General features: G+C 61.8%; 20 protein-coding genes. 12 read left to right on the top strand and 8 right to left on the bottom strand.

Annotation, left to right across the window (positions count from 1 at the left end):
- Positions 1-28: 28 nt before the first annotated feature.
- On the bottom strand, positions 29-1537 hold the full coding sequence (gene trpE / locus ASG47_RS00305; protein ID WP_061906758.1) for an anthranilate synthase component I: 1509 nt from the start codon (positions 1535-1537) through the stop codon (positions 29-31).
- Positions 1538-1558: 21 nt separating this feature from the next.
- Positions 1559-3430: a SurA N-terminal domain-containing protein gene (locus ASG47_RS00300; protein ID WP_061906757.1), complete on the bottom strand. Its 1872-nt coding sequence runs from the start codon at positions 3428-3430 to the stop codon at positions 1559-1561.
- 122 nt (positions 3431-3552) lie between these two features.
- On the opposite strand from ASG47_RS00300, the gene tpiA reads away from it, so the two are divergent.
- The 5 genes from tpiA (at position 3553) to ASG47_RS20130 (ending at position 7305) form a co-directional block, all read left to right on the top strand.
- Positions 3553-4308: a triose-phosphate isomerase gene (tpiA, locus tag ASG47_RS00295; RefSeq protein WP_200913674.1), complete on the top strand. Its 756-nt coding sequence runs from the start codon at positions 3553-3555 to the stop codon at positions 4306-4308.
- A 110-nt stretch (positions 4309-4418) separates the two neighbouring features.
- Complete coding sequence (gene secG, locus ASG47_RS00290; protein WP_082461259.1) at positions 4419-5036, top strand: preprotein translocase subunit SecG; 618 nt, start codon at positions 4419-4421, stop codon at positions 5034-5036.
- Between the two features lie 113 nt (positions 5037-5149).
- A complete protein-coding gene (locus ASG47_RS00285; RefSeq protein ID WP_061906756.1) occupies positions 5150-6778 on the top strand; it encodes a CTP synthase in 1629 nt (542 codons plus the stop codon).
- Positions 6779-6804: 26 nt separating this feature from the next.
- Positions 6805-7116 (top strand): gamma-glutamylcyclotransferase family protein, encoded by a 312-nt coding sequence (locus tag ASG47_RS00280; RefSeq protein ID WP_200940845.1) that lies wholly within the window; start codon positions 6805-6807, stop codon positions 7114-7116.
- A 12-nt stretch (positions 7117-7128) separates the two neighbouring features.
- On the top strand, positions 7129-7305 hold the full coding sequence (locus ASG47_RS20130) for a DUF4169 family protein (RefSeq protein ID WP_082511491.1): 177 nt from the start codon (positions 7129-7131) through the stop codon (positions 7303-7305).
- 13 nt (positions 7306-7318) lie between these two features.
- On the opposite strand, the gene ASG47_RS00275 is transcribed toward ASG47_RS20130, so the two are convergent.
- A complete protein-coding gene (locus ASG47_RS00275; RefSeq protein ID WP_061906754.1) occupies positions 7319-7990 on the bottom strand; it encodes a hypothetical protein in 672 nt (223 codons plus the stop codon).
- 68 nt (positions 7991-8058) lie between these two features.
- Positions 8059-9087: a serine hydrolase domain-containing protein gene (locus ASG47_RS00270; protein WP_061906753.1), complete on the bottom strand. Its 1029-nt coding sequence runs from the start codon at positions 9085-9087 to the stop codon at positions 8059-8061.
- 211 nt (positions 9088-9298) lie between these two features.
- Here ASG47_RS00270 and ASG47_RS00265 point away from each other — a divergent pair, with 211 nt between their 5' ends.
- A complete protein-coding gene (locus tag ASG47_RS00265) occupies positions 9299-10576 on the top strand; it encodes an MFS transporter (protein WP_413813443.1) in 1278 nt (425 codons plus the stop codon).
- 114 nt (positions 10577-10690) lie between these two features.
- Here the strand turns inward: ASG47_RS00265 and ftrA are convergent, their stop codons facing one another.
- Entirely contained in the window at positions 10691-11659 is a 969-nt protein-coding gene (gene ftrA / locus ASG47_RS00260) for a transcriptional regulator FtrA (RefSeq protein WP_082511522.1), read from the bottom strand.
- Positions 11660-11738: 79 nt separating this feature from the next.
- Here ftrA and ASG47_RS00255 point away from each other — a divergent pair, with 79 nt between their 5' ends.
- Entirely contained in the window at positions 11739-12140 is a 402-nt protein-coding gene (locus ASG47_RS00255) for a rhodanese-like domain-containing protein (protein ID WP_061906750.1), read from the top strand.
- Positions 12141-12302: 162 nt separating this feature from the next.
- Here ASG47_RS00255 and ASG47_RS00250 read toward each other — a convergent pair whose 3' ends face one another.
- Positions 12303-12734 (bottom strand): VOC family protein, encoded by a 432-nt coding sequence (locus ASG47_RS00250; RefSeq protein WP_244487010.1) that lies wholly within the window; start codon positions 12732-12734, stop codon positions 12303-12305.
- 92 nt (positions 12735-12826) lie between these two features.
- Here ASG47_RS00250 and ASG47_RS00245 point away from each other — a divergent pair, with 92 nt between their 5' ends.
- Both ASG47_RS00245 and eno read left to right on the top strand, forming a co-directional pair.
- Positions 12827-13783 (top strand): NAD-dependent epimerase/dehydratase family protein, encoded by a 957-nt coding sequence (locus ASG47_RS00245; protein WP_061906749.1) that lies wholly within the window; start codon positions 12827-12829, stop codon positions 13781-13783.
- A 209-nt stretch (positions 13784-13992) separates the two neighbouring features.
- Entirely contained in the window at positions 13993-15270 is a 1278-nt protein-coding gene (gene eno, locus ASG47_RS00240) for a phosphopyruvate hydratase (protein ID WP_061906748.1), read from the top strand.
- A gap of 276 nt (positions 15271-15546) precedes the next feature.
- Here eno and ASG47_RS00235 read toward each other — a convergent pair whose 3' ends face one another.
- Positions 15547-15729, bottom strand: a complete 183-nt coding sequence (locus ASG47_RS00235; protein WP_061906747.1) for a CsbD family protein — start codon at positions 15727-15729, stop codon at positions 15547-15549.
- 90 nt (positions 15730-15819) lie between these two features.
- The gene (locus ASG47_RS00230; RefSeq protein ID WP_061906746.1) at positions 15820-17295 is read right to left on the bottom strand and encodes an AMP nucleosidase; all 1476 of its coding nucleotides are present in this window, start codon (positions 17293-17295) and stop codon (positions 15820-15822) included.
- A 456-nt stretch (positions 17296-17751) separates the two neighbouring features.
- Between ASG47_RS00230 and greA the strand changes: the two genes are divergently transcribed.
- The 3 genes from greA (at position 17752) to ASG47_RS00210 (ending at position 19997) form a co-directional block, all read left to right on the top strand.
- Complete coding sequence (greA, locus tag ASG47_RS00220; protein WP_061906744.1) at positions 17752-18237, top strand: transcription elongation factor GreA; 486 nt, start codon at positions 17752-17754, stop codon at positions 18235-18237.
- 288 nt (positions 18238-18525) lie between these two features.
- Positions 18526-19428 (top strand): bifunctional methylenetetrahydrofolate dehydrogenase/methenyltetrahydrofolate cyclohydrolase FolD, encoded by a 903-nt coding sequence (gene folD / locus ASG47_RS00215; protein WP_061906743.1) that lies wholly within the window; start codon positions 18526-18528, stop codon positions 19426-19428.
- Positions 19425-19997 (top strand): DUF1643 domain-containing protein, encoded by a 573-nt coding sequence (locus ASG47_RS00210; RefSeq protein WP_061906742.1) that lies wholly within the window; start codon positions 19425-19427, stop codon positions 19995-19997. Before folD ends, ASG47_RS00210 begins: the two co-directional genes overlap by 4 nt.
- The last annotated feature ends 79 nt before the right edge of the window (positions 19998-20076 follow it).

Raw genomic sequence — 20076 nt, 5'->3', positions numbered from 1 at the left:
CGCCATCGCAGAAACTTCACACGCACGTTCACTGTCCCACTCCCGCTTCGCCGGCATAGCGTAGCGCTTCTTCTGCCGCGCTGAAAAGGGCACGCGCCTTGTTCTCGCATTCGAGCTGTTCCAACTCACGCACGCTGTCGGCAACGATCCCGGCTCCCGACTGCACATAGAGCTTGCCGTCTTTCACAATGCCGGTGCGCAAGACGATGCAGGTATCCATGGTGCCATCGGCCCCAAAATACCCCACGCAACCGCCATAAATCCCGCGCCGCGATTTTTCGAGTTCGTCGATGATTTCCATCGCGCGCACCTTTGGCGCACCCGAAACCGTCCCCGCCGGGAACCCGGCAGAAAGCGCATCCACAAAATCATACTGCGGATCGAGCTTGCCCACTACGTTCGAGACGATGTGCATCACGTGGCTATAATATTCGAGGAAGAACTTGTCGGTGACCTTCACCGAACCCGTCTCCGCCACGCGGCCCACATCATTGCGCCCAAGATCGAGCAGCATCAGGTGCTCGGCCAATTCCTTGGGATCGCTCAGCAGCTCCGCCGCCAGTTCCTGATCCCGCGTCGGCGTCGCCCCGCGCTTCCGTGTCCCGGCGATCGGCCGAATGGTCACTTCGCCATTCTGCACCCGCACCAGAATTTCCGGGCTCGACCCCGCCACGGCAAAGTCGCCGAAGTCGAGGAAATACATATAGGGGCTGGGATTGGTCCTGCGCAGCGCCCGATAGAGCGCCGTCGGCGGTAGCGTAAAATCAGCAGAAAACCGCTGGCTCAGCACGACCTGGAAAATATCGCCGGCCGAGATGTAGTCCTTGGCTTGGCGGACCATCTCAAAATACTCGTCGCGCGAGGTGTTGCTGGTGACTTCAATCGCCGCCAGATCTGGCAGGGCAGGGGTCGCCGGCAGTGCCCGGCCCATCCGGCCGATCGCATCGTCAATCCGCGCCTCAGCCGCCTCAAGCGCCTGCCGCGCCGAAACCCCAGCCTTCACATAGACCGGCGCCGTCAGATAGAGCTCGTCCTTGACCGTGTCGAAAATCGCCAGCAGCGACGGCCGCATCAGCACCGCTTCCGGCGTCTTGAGGTCATCGGGATTGGTGTTCGGCAACACCTCCATGTACCGAACCATCTCATAGCCGAGATAGCCATAAATTCCCGCGGACTGCGGCGGCAGCCCTTCAGGCACAACGATCTGGCTTTCCGCCACCAGCCCGCGGAGCGCGTCGAGCGGCTTTTCCGTCATCACCTCAAAGGCATCGGGATCAAGCTGCGCCTGCCGATTGACCCGCGCCGTGCCGTCTTCCACGCGGACGATGAGGTCCGGCAGCAGCCCGATGATCGAATAGCGCCCGCGCGTCGTCCCGTCCTGCACGCTTTCGAGCAGGAACGAGTGCGTCCGCTCCTGCGCCAGTTTCAGATAGGTCCCGATGGGCGTTTCGAGATCGGCCACGATGCGACGCCAGACGATCTGCGATTTGCCGGCTTCATATTGCTCTGCAAAACGCGTGGAAAAGTCGTCGCCCATCGTGTCCGATCCGTTGGTGGGTTATTGGCCGAAGTTGAGAGTAATCAGTTGCTGAAGCGCCTGCTGGTTTATCTTCAGGCCCGCATCGTCGCGCAGCGCTGCGACGAAATCGCCATAGACCCCGTTCTGCGCCTCCGTCTGCAGGTTGTCGGCAGCGGCGGTTTCAAGCGGTTCGGTCGGCGTCGTGTTGTCGACCACCTCGAAGATCATGAAATCGCCCGAGCTCGAAACCACCGAACCCTTATAGTCCGGCCCGCCATTGAATGCGGCTTGCGCCACGACATTGTCGATCGAGCCGTCATCCGAGCCGAAGCGCGAGAAAGGCGGCGAAATCTGCGGGAAGAGGTTGAGACCAGTCGCAACATCGGCAAGCGTTGCACCGCCACGCAACTGCGCTACGATTTCTTCGCTCTTGGCCAGCAGCGCATTATTGGTGCGCTCGGTGGTCAGCGCCGTCGTCACGGCGTCGCGCACTTCGTCCAGTGTCTGGTCGCGTGCAGCCTGCACTTCGACGAGATCGAAAAACACATGAGCATTGCCGGTGATCGGGATCGATGGCGTCAACTGGCCAGCGGTCGCCTTGAAGATCGCCTGGCTCACCTTGGTCCGGTCTTCCGGCGATACATTGGTCAAAACGTCGAGCTGGTTGCCGCCGCTCGTCACGTCAGCTTCGTAGAGCGGCAGCTTGAACCGTTCGGCGATTTCGCTCAGCGGCCGGAAGGCGGCGCGCAGTTCTTCGACTTGGTCGAGCACGTCGTTGACCTCGGTGCGGGCTTCCGCCGTTGCGAGAGTATTGACGATATCGGCGCGCGCTTCTTCGAGCGTTGGCTGGCGTTCCGCCTCGATCGCCGAAACGTGGATGGCGCGCTTGCCCGCCACACCATCGATAACGGTCACGCCACCCTGCTGCAGCCCAAAGGCCGCATTGGCAAGCGCCGTATCCGTCACCTGGGCCTTGGTCAGCGTGCCAAGGCTGGTTGGCGTCACGCCGGCTTCGGTTGTGAGCGTCGCAAAATCCTTGCCCGCCGCGAGCCCGGTTTCAAAGGCGGTCGCCTGATCGGCGGTCAATACGGCCTGCTCGATCGTCCGCTTTTCCGGCGTCGTCAGGCTGGCCTTGATCCGCTCATATTCCACCGCCACGGCATCGTCGGCGATGGTTTTCGTCGCCGCAAGCGAGGCGATCGAGAGATCGATCATCTGCACCTTGCGCGTTTCGACAGTGCGGAATTCGCTCTGGTGCTCGGTGAGATGGGCGGCCAGTTCCTCTTCGGTCGGCGCTGCCGGCGTTTCGATATTGGCTTCGTTGAGCGTCACATAGTCGATCGTGCGCTGCGTACCGGCATAGTCGTTGATCAGAGTTGCCGCGACATCGGGAAGCGTCTTTGCCGGGAACAGCGTCGAAACGAGCTGTTCGCGCTTGGCTTCGTCGCCCCGCGTCTGGAAATATTCCGATTCCGTCCAGCCGCTGGCCTGCAGCACCTGGTTGAACACGGCTGGATCAAAGTTCCCCAGCGTTCCCTGGAAGGACGGATCCTGGCGCAACATCTGCCCCAGCTTGTCGTCGGAAACACCGAGACCCATCTTATTTGCAAGGCCGGTGAGAGCCTCGCCTTGCGCTAGGTTAAGAATAACGAAGCTCGGCAGCCCCATGGCTTCGGCTTCCGCGCCGGTCGGCACGCGGCCAAGCTGCTGAGCCAAACGGTTCGCCTGGCTCTGGTAGGCGCGTAGAAATTCGCGGGAGGTGATCTCCTGATCCCCAACATGCGCAACGGTATTGCTGCCGAGATCGGTGATGACATTATTGATGCCGAACCCTGCCACGCCGACGAGCAGAAACGCTCCCATGATCTTTCCCGGCCAGGATTTTGCAAAGCCACGCAAACCATCGAGCATTTCGAACGTTCCAGTTTGGGGTCTGAGGCTTTACCGCATGGGTTGCCTGAGACTAGTAAGACATTCCGACTGCCGGGGTTAGGGCAAAGCCCACCTTGGCGCAAGAGGCAGGAGTAGCAAGATTGACGACCATCTCACCGCTAATCGCCGGGAACTGGAAGATGAACGGGCTGTCACAGTCGCTCGATGAGCTGACTGAACTGGCCCAATTGCTCACAACGGGGGAGGCCCCGCGCGCCGTCGTCGTCGTTTGCCCACCCGCAACCATCCTTGCCGCCGTCGCGGCACAGGGCGCTTCGAGCGGCATCATGGCCGGTGGCCAGGATTGTCACGTGGAAGCCTCCGGCGCCCACACAGGCGACATTTCCGCATATATGCTTGCCGATGCTGGCGCGCAGTTCGTCATCGTCGGCCATTCCGAGCGCCGCGCCAATCACGCTGAAAACGACGACATCGTCCGCGCCAAGGCGGAAGCCGCGATCGGCGCTGGCCTCAAGCCGATCATTTGCGTCGGCGAGACCGAATCCGAACGCGATGGTGGCTCAGCCGAATCCATCGTCAATCAACAGCTTTCGCGATCGATCCCCGACGCCGCGGAACATCATGAGATCGTCGTTGCCTATGAGCCAGTCTGGGCCATCGGCACTGGCCGTACCCCGACGCTCGAAGAAATCGCCCAGATGCACGCCAATATCCGCGCTCGTCTTGTCGAACGCTTCGGCGAAGAGCGCGGCAACACGCTTCGCATTCTTTATGGCGGCTCGATGAAGCCGCTCAATGCGCGCGAAATCCTCAATGTCGACAACGTCAACGGCGGGCTTATCGGCGGCGCTAGCCTCTTGGCAAAAGACTTTTACACCATTATCTCGTCGGTCTGACCGAACGGCTTAGGTCGTTGCCATGAAAAACATGGCAACGCTCTGGCCTTTGCCGTTTTAGGCGTGTATGACGCCGCATCTTTTATGACTGACGCGAAGACCAAGACCTCATGGCGAACGTCCTTATTGTTGTCTATCTGCTGATCGTTTTGGCCCTTATCGGTGTCATCCTGATCCAGCGCTCCGAAGGTGGTGCGCTCGGTATCGGTGGTGGCGGCGGTGGCGGCCTAATGACGGCGCGTGGCTCGGCCAATCTCTTGACCCGCACCACGGCAATCCTGGCAACGCTTTTCTTCGCCACGGCCATTGGCCTGACTATTCTCAGCGAACTCGATCGCGGCACGTCGAGCATTCTCGATCGGGCGACGACCACGGAAGATGGCACTCAGCCATCCAACGTTCTCGATGCGCTGAACGCTCTCCAGGGCGACACGACATCGGATCTTCCGGTTCCGGCCGACGCTTCGGCACCTGCGACCTCGACTCCGGCGCCGTCCACCACGACGACTCCCGCAGCTCCTGCCACCACCACGGCACCAGCGGCGACCACTCCGGCATCGACCAGCGATCTGCCTGTCCCGTCCGCTCCAGCAACGACCGAGACGACCGCCCCGGCCGCTTCTTCGGAAACGGCCCCGGCCGCTGCACCAGATGCAGCGCCCGCAGCTTCTCCGGAAGCTGCTCCGGCGACGGAAAATCAACAGCCGGCTCCAACGACCGGCAACTAAGACGCCGCAAGGCAAAGCCGAAAAAGGGGATGGAAACATCCCCTTCTTCTTTTTGTGTGGACCGTTTTGTTCGGCTCCACGAATCGCTCCTTATAGGCTTATGGTGATTGCCCATGGCACGGTACGTATTCATCACCGGAGGCGTGGTTTCCTCCCTTGGCAAAGGTTTGGCTTCAGCGGCGCTCGGCGCAGTGCTGCAGGCGCGCGGCTATAAGGTCCGCCTGAGAAAGCTCGACCCCTATCTCAATGTGGACCCCGGCACGATGTCGCCCACTCAGCACGGCGAGGTCTTCGTGACCGACGACGGTGCCGAGACCGACCTCGATCTCGGCCACTACGAACGCTTCACGGGCCGCGCGGCCAACAAGCGCGACAACATCACCTCGGGCCGCATCTATTCGGATTTGCTCTCGAAAGAGCGCAAGGGCGAATTCCTCGGCGCCACCGTGCAGGTCATCCCGCACGTCACCGACTCGATCAAGAATTTCGTGCTCGATGGCAATGAGGACTATGATTTCGTCCTCGTCGAAATCGGCGGCACCGTCGGCGATATCGAAGGCCTTCCCTTCTTCGAAGCCATCCGCCAGCTCGGCAACGATCTCCCGCGCAACCACACCTGCTATCTCCACCTCACCCTCATGCCGTACATTCCCTCGGCCGGTGAGCTGAAGACCAAGCCGACCCAGCACTCCGTCAAGGAGCTCCGCTCCATCGGCATCGCCCCCGACGTCCTGCTCGTCCGCTGCGATCGTCCGATTCCCGAAGGCGAAAAGAAGAAGCTCTCGCTCTTCTGCAACGTGCGCGAATCCGCCGTGATCCAGGGCCTCGACGTCGCCTCGATCTACGATGTGCCCGTCGCCTATCACCATGAAGGCCTCGACCGCGAAATCCTCGCTGCCCTCGGCATCACCGACGCGCCCGAGCCCGATATGTCGGCCTGGGACGAAGTCTCCCGTCGCTATCACAATCCCGAAGGCGAAGTGAACATCGCCATCGTCGGCAAATATACCGGCCTCAAGGACGCCTATAAGTCGCTCTCGGAAGCCCTGACTCACGGCGGCATCGCCAACAAGGTCAAGGTCAACCTGCAATGGATCGACTCCGAAGTCTTCGAGCGCGACGATCCAGCGCCATACCTCGAACATGTCCACGGCATTCTCGTGCCCGGCGGTTTCGGCGAACGCGGCTCTGCCGGCAAGATCGAGGCGGCCCGCTTTGCCCGCGTCAAGGACGTGCCCTATTTCGGCATCTGCTTCGGCATGCAGATGGCTTGCATCGAGGCCGCCCGCAACACGGCCGGCATCAAGAATGCCTCCTCCACTGAATTCGGCCCCACCAAGGAGCCGATCGTTGGCATGATGACCGAGTGGGTCAAGGGCAACGACACCGAAACCCGCGACAGCTCCGGCAATCTCGGCGGCACCCTGCGCCTCGGCGCCTATCCCGCCCAGCTGACCCGCGGCTCTCGCGTTGCCGACATCTACGGCTCGACCCGCATCTCCGAGCGCCATCGTCACCGCTACGAAGTGAATATGGACTACCGGAAACTCCTCGAAAAGAACGGCCTCCTGTTCTCCGGCGTCTCGCCCGATGGCAAGCTACCCGAAATCGTCGAACGCACCGATCACCCATGGTTCATCGGCGTGCAGTTCCACCCCGAACTGAAATCCAAACCCTTCGAGCCCCATCCGTTGTTCACGAGCTTCATCTCGGCAGCCATGGAACAGAGTCGCTTGGTCTGATGACCGGGCAGGGGCCAGAGCACCGCTTGGCCAACTACGGCACCTTGAGCCCGGGCGAATCCAACTTCGCCCAGCTCGCCGACCTTCAAGGCACCTGGAGCCGCGGCACCGTCCGCGGCCACCGCCTCCCCTCAGGCACCGGTCCTGCCGAAGGCTACCCCGTCTTCCGCGCCGATCCTTCCGGCCCCGAAGTCCCGGTCCACCTCCTCTATAGCCCCGATCTCCCCACCCACTGGCCCCGCCTTGATGCCTTCGAAGGCGAAGGCTATCGTCGCGCTGTCATTGAGGTCCAAACGCCATACGGCCCCGTCCTCGCCAACATCTACCTCGCCGCTTGACCCGGAGCCGCCATGGCCGAAATCATCAATCTCCGCAGTGCCCGGAAGGCCAAGGCCCGCACCGAAAAAGAAGCGGCGGCCGAAGCCAACCGCATCAAATTCGGCCGCACCAAAGCCGAAAAGCAAAAGTCAGCCGCCGAAAAGTCCTTGGCCAACAAAAAACTCGATAGCCACAAGCGCGAAGACTGAACACTCGCCCCGATCACACCGGCAGCAAGCTCCCTGTCGTTATCACCCGCAAATCCACCGCCGGCATAAATTCCTCCTCTGCCGTCACTTCGCGCCCAAACCCTAGTCGCGTCGCGATCTCGCGCCAGCTCCGATTGTCCATCGCCTTGCTGTCCCCATAGGTCTGTCCCGGGGCGGGGACGCCGTTGGCATAGCCATAGGCATAATCTGCGACGATCTCGCCGCCGACCGTCACCCCGATATCCGCGCCGATAAAAAGCGGTGTCTTAAAATCGCCGCCGATCAGCAGCGCTGAATCCTCCCGTGCTGCAAACACCCAATCCTCGACGATCAGGTCGCCCGTCACGATGATGATGCTCGCCCAGTCATTGATCAGCGTCTTGCAGCGCAGATCGCCAAAGACGATCAGCGTCGCATTGCCATCGGCATCCTCGCCGCCCTGCGTCGATACCAGCCCCTCGACCACGAGATCGCCATCCACCGCCGTGATCAGGCTTTCGGGTCGAAACTCGCCATCGATCCGCAAATCACCAGCGTGAAATCCCGCGGCGATATCATCGAGCGGCATGCCAGCAGGCGTCAGTTCAAACCGGCCGACATAGTCGCCGAGCCCGACCGGCAAAGTCGCAGTTCCCCGCTTCACCCGCTCCAGCCACTCTCCCGCCGAGACCGTTTCCAATGCCATGATGACGCTCCTCCGAAACTGGCGAACCGTCCCCAGTAAAAGCGACTTTTTAGCGACCGATCAGCGGCTTAGGTCTCTGGCTGGGAAGTATCGACTGCCGCCTCGCTCCGCACCGCCCCAATAATCTCCGCCAACAGCGCATGCAGCGCATCCCGGTGCCCGTTACCAGCCGATGGCGAATTCTCGTCCGAGGTCATCACCACGGTCAAATCCAGGCTTGGCACGATATAGAGCATCTGCCCGCCATAGCCCCAGGCATAACGCACATCCTCGCCGCCGATCTCGCGCAGAAACCATCCATAGCCATAGCCGTCCCCGGTAAACCGCGAATCTGTCCGCTCCGTCCAGGATTGCTCCACCCACTCGGCGCTCAAAACCCGGCTGCCGTCGGGTGCCAGCCCACCCGTCCGATAGACCTCGCCAAAGGCGAGCAGGCTCCGCGGGCTCATCGCCATCTGATTGCCGCCGAGATAAATCCCCTGCGGATCCCGCTCCCAGCCGCCAATCCCAAAATCATCTACCGCGCCAAACCAGTCACGTGCCAATGAAAGGCTCGATTCGCCGCCCACTTCGGTTAGAATGGCGGAAAGCAGATGCGTCGATCCCGTCGAATAGAGCATTCTCCCGCCCGGATCGGTCTCAAAGGGCTGGTCCAGCGCCGCGCGCACCCAGTTCCGGCTCGCCACCCAGCGCCCGTAATTCGGCCCCGACGTCGGCGCCAAGCCCGCCTGCATCGACAGCAGATTGCCCACCGTCACGTCATTGAGCCGCGGATCGGCATCCTCGGGAAAATCATCGCTGAGAAAATCCGATATTTTCTGATCGACACCGTCGATCAAACCCTTGTCGATCGCGATCCCCACAAGCGCCGATACCACGGTTTTCGACGCCGATTTGATATTGGTCGGCTCGTCCACCGTGTGCCCGGCATAGCCGCGCTCGGCGATGATCTTGCCATCCACCGCCACCATCACCGTTTCCAACGGCTCCAATGTTTCAGCATTTTCAAGGATAGGAGCGAGGTCCACCTCCTGCGCCAAGGCAGAGAGCGGCAGAAGGAAAACGGCGGCGAGCAGGGCAGGGCGAATAAGCGTCATGCAGCACTGATCACCGCCACATGAGGCAAAATTTGGGGAAGGCTCCGGGAATTACCCCACGTCCCCGTGATGAAGCAGGCAAAATCCCTTGCGCCCAACCGTACCCTACGGTACTCCGCCGTCAACGAGCGAAGGCGCGGCCGTTGCGGGATGGAGGCGCGCTGGCTTAAAACCAGATCAAAGAACACTCCGGATTGCCATGACCATAGATATGCAAACATCCCCGGCTGCACAGCCGCGGAATTCCGCCCGCCGCGTCCTCGCCGCGAGCATGATCGGCACCACGATCGAATTTTTCGATTTCTATATCTATGCGACAGCCGCGGTGATCGTGTTCCCGCAGCTTTTCTTCCCCTCGGGCGATGCCAATTCGGCGCTCCTCTCCTCGCTCGCGACCTTCGCCATTGCCTTCCTCGCCCGCCCGATCGGCGCCGCCTTCTTCGGCCATTTCGGGGATAAGGTCGGCCGCAAGGCAACGCTCGTCGCCGCGCTCCTCACCATGGGTATTTCGACGGTTTTGATCGGCGTTCTGCCCACTTATGGCCAGATCGGCATTTTGGCGCCGCTGCTCCTGGCGCTGTGCCGCTTGGGGCAGGGGCTTGGTCTCGGCGGCGAATGGGGCGGCGCAGTCCTCCTCGCCACTGAAAATGCCCCCGAAGGCAAGCGCGCCTGGTATGGCATGTTCCCACAATTGGGCGCCCCGGTCGGCTTCTTCTTCGCCACCACCATTTTCCTCGTCCTCGCCCATTTCCTTGGCGATGAAGCCTTCATGGCCTGGGGCTGGCGCGTGCCGTTCCTCGCCAGCGCCGTGCTGGTCATTTTCGGCCTCTTCATTCGCCTGAAAATCACCGAGACGCCCGAATTCGCCAAGGCCGTCGAAAAATCAGAGCGCGTCGAAGTTCCGTTCTTCGATGTCATCAGCTCGCACAAGGTCAGCCTTGCCCTCGGCACCATGGCGGCCCTCGCCACCTTCGTGCTGTTTTACATCATGACGGTCTTTTCGCTGAGCTACGGCACAGGCACGCTCAAATATAGCCGCGAAGAATTCCTCATCCTGCAGATGGTGGGCGTCCTGTTCTTCGGCGCGTTCATCCCTCTTTCCGCGGTACTTGCCGATCGCTTCGGCATGCGCCCGGTCATGATCGGCGTTTCGATCGGCATCGCCGTATTCGGCCTCATCCTCGCCCCGCTCCTCGGCTCGGGCAATGTCTATGGCGTACTCGGCTTCCTCTGCATCGGCTTTGCGCTGATGGGCATGACCTACGGCCCCCTCGGCACTGCTCTCGCCGCGCCATTCCCAACCGCCGTTCGCTATACCGGCGCCTCGCTCACCTTCAACCTCGGCGGCATTTTCGGCGCCAGCTTTGCGCCCTACATCGCCTCCTACCTCGCGACCACCTATGGCCTCCACACCGTCGGCTACTACATGATCCTCGCCGCCGTGATCACCCTCGTCGCCTTCGGCTTCATCCGCCAGACCTCGGAGTAAGAGGTACTCCGCACCCCACTCCATCGTCATTGCCGGGCTTGTCCCGGCAATCCATCTCTCCTCCGCATGGACCACCGGGCAAGCCCGGTGGTGACGGCCGGTTGCTAGACTATGCTACCCCGCCACCTCCAAAAATCGCGCCCGATACTCACTCGGACTAACCCCCACCTTCCGCCTGAAATGATGCCGCAATGCGTGGGCGCTCCCAAAGCCCACCGCCAGCGCCACATCCTCCATCTTCCGTTCGCCCCGCGTCAGCAGGCGCTTCGCCTCGCTCACCCGTTCATCGGCAATCCAATCCCCCGGCGATTGCCCCGTCGCCTCGCTAAATCGCCGCAAAAACGTCCGCACGCTCATCCCCATGGCGTCTGCCATCCGCGCCACGGTCCAGTCCGCCGCAAGGCTCTTCCGGACCTCCTCCAGCAGCGGCCCGATCTCCGTGCCCTCGCGCACGCCCACTGGCCGCTCGAGGAACTGCGCCTGTCCACCCGCCCGATGCGCCGGCATCACCAGTCGCCGCGCCACCGAATTGGCGGCCGCCGCCCCAAAATCCTGTCGGACCATCTCGATCAGCAGGTCGATTCCCGCCGCACTGCCTGCCGAGGTGTGAATGCGATCATGGATCCGATAGAGCGACGCATCATCGACGCTGATGGCGGGATGCCGCTCCCTGAGCTTGTCGGCATACCGCCAATGCGTCGTCGCCGTCCCGCCATCCAATAGGCCGGTCGCCGCCAATACGAACGCACCCGAACAGATCGACGCCAGCCGCGCGCCGCGCCCATGCGCCGCCCGCAATTGCTCGATCAGCGCCTCCGGCACCGGCGCATCCGCACCCCGCCACCCTGGCACCACGATCACGTCAGCCTCGGCCAAAATCTCCGGCCCATGGTCGGCCACAACGGTCATCCCGCCATGCGCCCGCATCGGTCCCGCATCGACCGCCGCTGACGCAAACCGATACCATCCTGTCCCCATTTCCGGCCGGGACAGCCCGAAAACCTCGGCGACAATGCCGAATTCAAAAGTGCAAAGCCCATCGTAGATCAGGGCGACGACGAGGGGACCGGTCAAGTTTGGCATGATATCGACGCATATTGTCATTCGCGCCAATATTCAGCCGGGCAGGGCGCTCCTATCAAGAGGGCATAGGAGAAAAACCATGCCCACTTCCGTCGCCGCCATCCCCGCCGCGCCCAGCATCCTCGCCCGCGAGCATTTTGCAGCCCAGTTCGCCTTCGAAACCGATTGCTGGGACGTCCATGACGCCCTAACCAACGGTCCCGACTTCGTCCTCCTCGACGTCCGCAGCCCCACGATGTTCGCCGCCGGCCACATCCCCGGAGCCATCAATCTGCCCCACGGCAAGATCACCCGCACAAAGATGGAAGCCTATCCCGCCGAAACCCTCTTCATCACCTACTGCGCCGGCCCCCACTGCAACGGCGCCGCCCGCGGCGCCCTCCGCCTCGCGAACCTCGACCGCCCCGTAAAAATCATGGCCGGCGGCATCACCGGCTGGCTCGACGAGGGTTTTGATTTGGAAAAGAGCGACGTGGTGTGACGGCCTAGTCTCCATCTGAACCGCTGCACGATCCGAGGCTCACCATAGCTCCCCCGCCGTCATTGCCGGGCTTGTCCCGGCAATCCATCTCGCCTCCGCGTGGACCACCGGGACAAGCCGGTGGTGACGACAATCTTGGAAGCCGATCGCGTCAGTGGATTGTTACCAATCCACCTGACAAACCACCCCATTCGCCCCAAACTGCATGCTCTCGGGCGTATATTCAAAAATCTCGAGCTTGACCCCGCTCGGATCCGCCAGCCAACTCTGCCAGGTGTGATCCACCCCAAGCTTCTTGTCCGTAATCCCCACCCCATGCGCCTTGGCATTGGCGATAAACCCGTCGAGATCGTCCGTTTCGAAGCAGATGTGGTTGATCTGATTGCTCTCCTCGAACCGCGACTCGCCTTTGAGGAAAACCTCGACAAATGTCCGATTGCCGAAATCGAGATAGAACCCGATCCGCTCCTCGCCCCGTTTGAAATCGAACTTCGGCGCGATGCCGATCACGTCGCGATAAAACGTCTCGACGGCGTCGAGGTCGCGCGCAAAAATGCAGGTATGCGCCATTTGCTTGACGAGTGGTTTGGTCAATTCTCTCTCCCGGAATCGGTGGGCTGTATAGCCCTTCCATACATGCTAGGACGAAGCCGCGGTCCAAACCAGCCGCGGGAGGATTTTCAATCATGGCACGCGTCGTCGTCATTGGGGCCACTGGCCATATCGGAACCTATCTCGTCCCGCGCCTCGTGCGTTTGGGCCATGAAGTCGTCGCCGTCACGCGCGGCACCTCAAAGCCCTATCTGCCCGACGCTGCCTGGTCCCAGGTCGAAAGCATCACGCTCGATCGCGACGCCCTCGAGCGCCAGGGCAGTTTTGGCTCGAACATCGCCAATCTTCAGGGCGATGTGGTCATCGACAATATCTGCTTTACCCTCGATAGCGCCCGCCAGCTCGTCGAGGCCCTCAAGGGCACGGTCCAGCATTTCCTCCACATCGGCACCATCTGGACCCATGGCCTGTCCGAGGTCGTCCCAACCCCCGAGGACGTCACCAAGCGTCCCTTCGGCGATTACGGCATCCAAAAAGCTGCCATCGAAGCCTATCTGCTCGACATCGCCCGGCGCGAAAATTTCCCCGCCACCATCATCCATCCCGGCCACATCGTCGGGCAGGGCTGGGCACCGCTCAATCCCGCCGGCAATGGCGATATCGCCGTTTTCGAAACCATCGCGCGCGGCGACACGCTCGAATTGCCAAACTTCGGCATGGAAACCGTCCATCACATCCACGCCGACGACATCGCCGCGCTGCTGATCCTCGCCATGACCAATTGGGGCGCCTCAGTCGGCGAAGCCTTCCATTCCGTTTCCCCCGGCGCCGTCACCCTCCGCCACTACGCGAGCGCCATCTATCGCTATTTCGGCCACGAACCGAACCTCGCCTTCGCTCCCTGGGACGATTGGAAATCCCGCCAGTCCGAACAAAACGCTGCCGCCACCTGGGAACACATCGCCCGCAGCCCCAGTTGCTCGATCGAAAAGGGCAAGCGCCTCCTCGGCTACGCCCCGCGCTTTTCCTCCCTCGCCGGCGTCGAAGACGCGCTCGGCTGGCTCATCGCCAACGGCAGGCTCAAAGCCTAACGGTTCCATCACTGAAGCGCGGGCGATCGCCACCTCTCCCTCTGGGGGAGAGGTCGGCCCGCAGGGCCGGGTGAGGGGGCCTTTCTTTCCAGAAGCGAACCCATTTCCCCGACTCCCACGCCAGTATTTTTGCGCGCCCCTCTTTTCTCTGTCACAAGGCGCGTCTAGACAGGCTCCACACCGAGAAAACTGCCCCGAAGGGAATTTCCATGTCATCCATCATCCATATCCAGGGTCGCCAGGTTTACGATAGCCGCGGCAATCCCACCGTTGAAGTCGATGTGGTTCTGGATGACGGCAGCTTCGGCCGCGCCGCCGTGCCCTCGGGCGCTTCGACCGGCGCGCACGAAGCCGTTGAGCTCCGCGATGGCGGCAAGCTCTACAATGGCAAGGGCGTCACCCAGGCCGTCGAAAACGTCAACGACATCATCTTCAGCGAAATCCAGGGCATGGATGCGCTCGATCAGCTGGCCATCGACCAGGCCATGATCGATCTCGATGGCACCGCCAACAAGGGCAAGCTCGGCGCCAACGCCATTCTCGGCGTTTCGCTCGCCGTCGCCAAGGCCGCCGCTGAATCGAGCGAACTGCCGCTGTACCGTTACATCGGCGGCCCGAATGCCCATGTTCTCCCCGTGCCGATGATGAACATCATCAATGGCGGCGAGCATGCCGACAACCCGATCGACATGCAGGAATTCATGATCCTGCCCGCCGGCGCGACCTCGATCGCCGACGCCGTCCGTATCGGTTCGGAAATCTTCCACACGCTGAAGAAGAACCTCTCCGCCGACGGCCACAACACCAATGTCGGCGACGAAGGCGGTTTCGCGCCAAACCTCGGCTCGGCCGATGAAGCCCTCGGCTTTATCATGCGCTCGATCGAAAAGGCCGGCTACAAGCCCGGCGAGGACGTCTTCCTCGGCCTCGATTGCGCCGCCACCGAATACTACAAGAACGGCAAGTACGAGATGAAGGGCGAAGGCAAGTCGCTCACGTCCGAAGAAAACGTCGTTTTCCTCGCCGATCTCGCTGCTCGCTACCCGATCATCACCATCGAAGACGGCATGGCCGAAGACGATTGGGATGGCTGGAAGGCCCTGACCGACGCCATCGGCAAGAAGGTTCAGCTCGTCGGCGACGATCTCTTCGTCACCAACACCCAGCGTCTTGTCTCGGGCATCAAGATGGGCGTCGCCAATTCGATCCTCGTCAAGGTCAACCAGATCGGCTCGCTGTCCGAAACCCTCGACGCCGTCGAAACCGCCCACCGCGCCAGCTACACCTCGGTCATGTCGCACCGCTCGGGCGAAACCGAAGACTCGACCATTGCCGACCTCGCTGTCGCGCTCAACTGCGGTCAGATCAAGACCGGCTCGCTCAGCCGCTCCGACCGCATGGCCAAGTACAACCAGTTGATCCGCATCGAAGAACAGCTCGGCACCTCCGCCAAATACGCCGGCTACTCCGTCGTCAAAGGCCGCTGATCAGCCCTCACTTACTGGAAGGCTCGGTGGAAACACCGAGCCTTTTTGCATTCGAACCTCCCCACCCACTGTGCTTCCCTCGGGCTTGACCCGAGGGCCAGTTCGAGAGCCACAAGCATCTGGTCCTTGACGAGCGACCCTCGGGTCACGCCCGAGGGAACCCCGGTGAGTTGGCTGGAGACCTGGGTGCGCAAGAGGAGGCTAGGAGGGGGTAATCCCCAAACCCAAAAAGGGCCGCGTTACCGCGACCCCTTTTTCAAAAAAGTCCTGTGGACCTTAGTGCTTCAGCGCATCGCGCGCCTTGTCCTTAAACTCGCCGGACTTCTGCTGAACCTTGCCAGCAGCCTTGTCGGCCTTGCCTTCGGCTTCAAGGCGCTCGTTACCAGTGACGCGGCCTGCCGCTTCCTTCACTGCGCCCTTGATCTGATTGCCAACGCCTTTAGCCTCGTCCTTGTGCATCTTTCGCTCCTATCGAAAGTGTTATGCACTAACAACGGGATAACCCACGCTATGTTCCGGATCCGAACAAAAACGTGATCGAGACGATCTCTACTGGAACGCCGTCTCCGCAAAGCTTCTCAGCTTCCGCGAATGCAGCCTCTCGGCCGGCTGATCCCGCAGGATCTCCATGGCCCTCAGCCCGATCTGCAGATGCTTGTTCACTTGGGTCCGATAAAAATCCGAAGCCATGCCCGGCAGCTTCAATTCGCCATGCAGCGGCTTGTCGGAAACGCAGAGCAGTGTCCCATAGGGCACCCTGAACCGAAACCCGTTCGCCGCGATCGTCGCGCTTTCCATATCGAGCGCCACCGCGCGCGATTGGCTCAATTGCCGCACGATCTCGGCCTGATCCCGCAGTTCCCAATTGCGATTGTCGAAGGTCGCGACGGTCCCCGTCCGCATGATCTTCTTGGTCTCGATCCCCTCGGTCTGGGTAATCTCCTCCACCGCCTGCTCAAGCGCCACCTGCACTTCCGCCAGCGCCGGCACCGGCACGGTCAGCGGCAGATCGGCGTCGAGCACATGGTCCTCGCGCACATAGGCATGGGCCAAAACATAGTCCCCAAGCTCCTGGCTATTCCGCAGCCCCGCGCAGTGCCCGAGCATGATCCAGGCATGCGGCCGCAATACCGCGATATGGTCAGTGATCGTCTTGGCGTTAGACGGCCCCACGCCGATATTGACCATGGTAATCCCGCGCCCGCGATCGCCCACAAGATGATAGGCCGGCATTTGCGGCATGCGCGGCGGCGCATTGCCCGTCACCTCGCCACCGGTCAGCATATTGTCGGTCGACACATTCCCCGGCTCGATGAACCGTTGATAGTGCTCATGGCCTTCCGCCATCCACGCCTTCGCGACCCGGCAGAACTCGTCGATATAGAACTGGTAATTGGTAAAAATCACAAAGTTCTGGAAATGCTCGGCCGCCGTCCCGGTATAATGGGCCAGCCGAAACAGCGAATAGTCGACGCGCGGCGCCGTAAAGGCTGAAAGCGGGTAGGGCCCGCCCCGCGGCGGCACATAAGTGCCATTGGCGATTTCATCGTCGGTATTGGTCAGGTCCGGTGCGTCGAACACATCGCGCAGCGGAATCCCCAACGCATTGAGCGCTGCGCCATCGACATGTTCATGCGGCGGCAGCGCAAAATGCAGCGGGATCGGCGTCTCGCTCTCGCCCACGTCGATAGTGCCGCCATGATTGCGGAGAAGCACCGTGAACTGCTCTTGGAAATAGGTCCGGAACAGGTCCGGCGCCGTCACCGTGGTGCGGTAGATGCCCGGCGTATGGAGATAGCCATAGGGCAGGGTGCTTTCGTGCTTGGAATAACTCGTCGAGCGCACTTCCACCTGCGGATAACAGGCGCGCACCCGCCCCGCCGGCACCTCGCCCTTGGCCAGCCCATGGAGATGGTCGCGAATGAAATTGCAGTTGCGATGATAGATTTCGGCAATGCGCGCCCATGCCGCTTCCGGATCGGTGAAACTTTGCGTCTCAAGTCGGGGCGGGGTGAGTGTCGTCATTGCACATCCTCATTTCGGCGCTTCGGAATCGCGCCTGTTTGACCGGTCAATATAAGCACCGCATGACACCTTCTCAACGGAACGGCCGGGAGTAAACCGGTCTTTCACACTTCGGTGAGCTGCACTTTTCTTGCCGCATTTGGCCACCATCTTTGCAGTCAGTTCACTGGCAAGGCAAACGACCCATGCACCAGTGAGCAGGATATGGTCAGCCGCTTGTCCCCCAAGCCCTCAACAGCGCGGCGGACTATGTCCCCCAAGGCCGTCCGGCACTCGTGCCGGGCGGTCTTTTCATTCCAGGCGTGCATGAATTCTTTTCCTGCGTCACCACCGGGCTTGTCCCGGTGGTCCATGCCTCCAAGTGATGGATTGCCCGGACAGGCCGGGCAATGACGGTCGACAAGGGCGCTTCGTCTGTGGCAAGCGCAACATGCAGATTATTGTTCGGAGTTCGCCGTGAGCGTCGCCTTCACCAAGGAAGAAAGTGCCGAAACCGCCGCCGAATCCGTCCTCCCGGATCGCCCGATTCCATCCGGCCTCAATCTCGTGACCGACACCGGGCTCGAAGCCCTCCATACTCAGATCGAATCCGCCCGCGCTGCCCTCGAAACGGCCAACACGATCGAAGACATCAACGAGCGCCGCCGCCAATCCGCCGTGCCCCTCCGCGACTTCCGCTACTTCACCGAACGCGTCCGCTCAGCGCAATTGGTCGCCGCCCCAACGACCACCGATGCCGTCACCTTCGGCAGCCAGGTCACCTTCACCCGCGACGACGGCCGCGAAGAAACCTACCGCATCGTCGGCGAAGATGAAGCCGATCCAAAATCGGGCACCATCTCCCACGCCTCCCCAATCGCCCAGGTCCTCCTCGGCAAATCCGTCGGCGACATTGCAACGCTCGCAAACCACGACCTCGAAATCATCGACATCAAGCTCTGAGGGCAGGGCGCCACCACTCCAGATTCCTCCCAGTCCTCGGCGTCATTCCCGCGAAAGCGGGAATCCCATTGCACCAAAAGAGGGATTCCCGCTTTCGCGGGAATGACGCGGCCCTATATCCGCTCTCTTAATCTCCCCGATGTGTCCCTCCCCCTACCAGGGGGAGGTTAGGTGGGGGTACCCAACCCGCGCAAAACCATGGACGGATGCCCCACCATCCCTTATGTCCAAGCGCAAACGCGGGAGCGTCTTCCCGCGCCTCCAAATCCCCAAGAAAACGAGGCCAGCATGACCGCAAAAATCATCGACGGAAAACTCTTTGCCGAGAATCTGCGCGGTCGTATCGCGGGCCACGTCCAGCGCCTCAAATCCGACCACGGCATCACGCCCGGCCTCGCGGTGGTCATCGTCGGCCACGATCCGGCGAGCCAGGTCTATGTGTCCAACAAGGCCAAACAGACCGCCGAAGTCGGGATGAATTCCTATAAGCACGAATTGCCCGAAGACGTCTCCGAAGCGGACCTTCTTGCGCTCGTCCATCAGCTCAACGCAGACCCGGCCGTCCACGGCATCCTCGTCCAGCTCCCCGTGCCAAAGCACATCGACCCCAACAAAGTCATCGAAGCCATCGACCCCATGAAGGACGTCGATAGCTTCACCCCCGCCAATGTCGGCAAGGTCCAGATCGGTCTTCCCGGTCCCGTCTCCTGCACCCCGCTTGGCTCGCTCATGCTGCTGCGTGATTACCTCGGTAAGCTCGAGGGCAAGAACGCTGTCATCATCGGCCGCTCCAATCTCGTCGGCAAACCGATGATGCAGCTGCTCCTCCGCGACAACTGCACCGTCACCGTCGCCCATTCAAAGACGCAAAACCTCGCGGATGTTGTCCGTCAGGCCGATATCGTCGTCGCCGCCGTCGGCCGTCCTGAAATGGTCAAAGGCGATTGGCTGAAACCCGGCGCCGTCGTCATCGACGTCGGCATCAATCGGGTTCCCGCCCCCGAAAAGGGCGAGGGCAAGACCAAGCTCGTCGGCGACGTCCATTTCGCCTCTGCTGTCGAAGTCGCTGGTGCCATCACGCCCGTTCCCGGCGGCGTCGGCCCCATGACCATCGCCTGCCTCCTCGCCAACACCATCACGACCGCTTCGCTCATCAACGGCCTCGTCCCCCCGAGCGACCTGACCGCATGAGCCAGACGAGCCTAGACCTCGGCGGGGAAGCTGCCCATGATCCCGGCGGCAAGGTCCGCCTGCGCCTCGGCGCCGGGGTTTCTGGCGATGCGGTCATGAGCCCCGACGGCCGCTACCGCCAGCTCATGCGCCGCTGGCTCGGCGAAACGTTTCCGGAAAACTACATCCTCTTCATCGGCATGAATCCCTCCACCGCCGATGCCACGGTGGACGACCCCACCTGCGCGAGAGAATGGACCTTCGCCCGCCGCGAAGGTTTCTCCGCCATGGTCAAATGCAATGTCGGCGACTACCGCGCCACCGACCCAAAATCGCTTCTGGCCCCCGGCACCATTGCCGTCTCGCCCGCCAATCTCCCCGCAATCCGCCAGGCCGCCAACGGGGCAGGGCGCGTCGTCCTCTGCCACGGCAAACTCAACAAAGCCCTCTCCCCCGCCGGCCGCGAACTTGTTGCCACCCTCCGCGCCGACGGCATAACCCTCTGGTGCTTCGGCACCAATGCCGACGGCTCCCCCAAACACCCCCTCTACCTCCGCGCCGGCACCCCCCTCGTGCCGTTCCCGGCCTAAGCGCGCAGCGCACCTCTCCCTCGGGGGAGAGGTCGGATTGCACCGCAATCCGGGTGAGGGGGCCTTCCCCTCCCTTCTT

This window comes from Devosia sp. Leaf420 (assembly GCF_001425445.1).
Lineage (GTDB): Bacteria > Pseudomonadota > Alphaproteobacteria > Rhizobiales > Devosiaceae > Devosia.
Note: the sequence above shows the minus strand (reverse complement) of the source record. Positions and strands in the feature narration are given on the sequence as shown.

Coding starts and splice junctions, on each gene's coding strand:
- folD (WP_061906743.1), top strand. CDS start 18,526: ATGACCGCAAAAATCATCGACGGAAAACTCTTTGCCGAGAATCTGCGC.
- ftrA (WP_082511522.1), bottom strand. CDS start 11,659: ATGCCAAACTTGACCGGTCCCCTCGTCGTCGCCCTGATCTACGATGGG.
- ASG47_RS00235 (WP_061906747.1), bottom strand. CDS start 15,729: ATGCACAAGGACGAGGCTAAAGGCGTTGGCAATCAGATCAAGGGCGCA.
- ASG47_RS00255 (WP_061906750.1), top strand. CDS start 11,739: ATGCCCACTTCCGTCGCCGCCATCCCCGCCGCGCCCAGCATCCTCGCC.
- ASG47_RS20130 (WP_082511491.1), top strand. CDS start 7,129: ATGGCCGAAATCATCAATCTCCGCAGTGCCCGGAAGGCCAAGGCCCGC.
- ASG47_RS00270 (WP_061906753.1), bottom strand. CDS start 9,087: ATGACGCTTATTCGCCCTGCCCTGCTCGCCGCCGTTTTCCTTCTGCCG.
- eno (WP_061906748.1), top strand. CDS start 13,993: ATGTCATCCATCATCCATATCCAGGGTCGCCAGGTTTACGATAGCCGC.
- secG (WP_082461259.1), top strand. CDS start 4,419: ATGGCGAACGTCCTTATTGTTGTCTATCTGCTGATCGTTTTGGCCCTT.
- ASG47_RS00275 (WP_061906754.1), bottom strand. CDS start 7,990: ATGGCATTGGAAACGGTCTCGGCGGGAGAGTGGCTGGAGCGGGTGAAG.
- ASG47_RS00285 (WP_061906756.1), top strand. CDS start 5,150: ATGGCACGGTACGTATTCATCACCGGAGGCGTGGTTTCCTCCCTTGGC.
- ASG47_RS00230 (WP_061906746.1), bottom strand. CDS start 17,295: ATGACGACACTCACCCCGCCCCGACTTGAGACGCAAAGTTTCACCGAT.
- trpE (WP_061906758.1), bottom strand. CDS start 1,537: ATGGGCGACGACTTTTCCACGCGTTTTGCAGAGCAATATGAAGCCGGC.
- ASG47_RS00300 (WP_061906757.1), bottom strand. CDS start 3,430: ATGCTCGATGGTTTGCGTGGCTTTGCAAAATCCTGGCCGGGAAAGATC.
- ASG47_RS00245 (WP_061906749.1), top strand. CDS start 12,827: ATGGCACGCGTCGTCGTCATTGGGGCCACTGGCCATATCGGAACCTAT.
- ASG47_RS00210 (WP_061906742.1), top strand. CDS start 19,425: ATGAGCCAGACGAGCCTAGACCTCGGCGGGGAAGCTGCCCATGATCCC.
- ASG47_RS00265 (WP_413813443.1), top strand. CDS start 9,299: ATGCAAACATCCCCGGCTGCACAGCCGCGGAATTCCGCCCGCCGCGTC.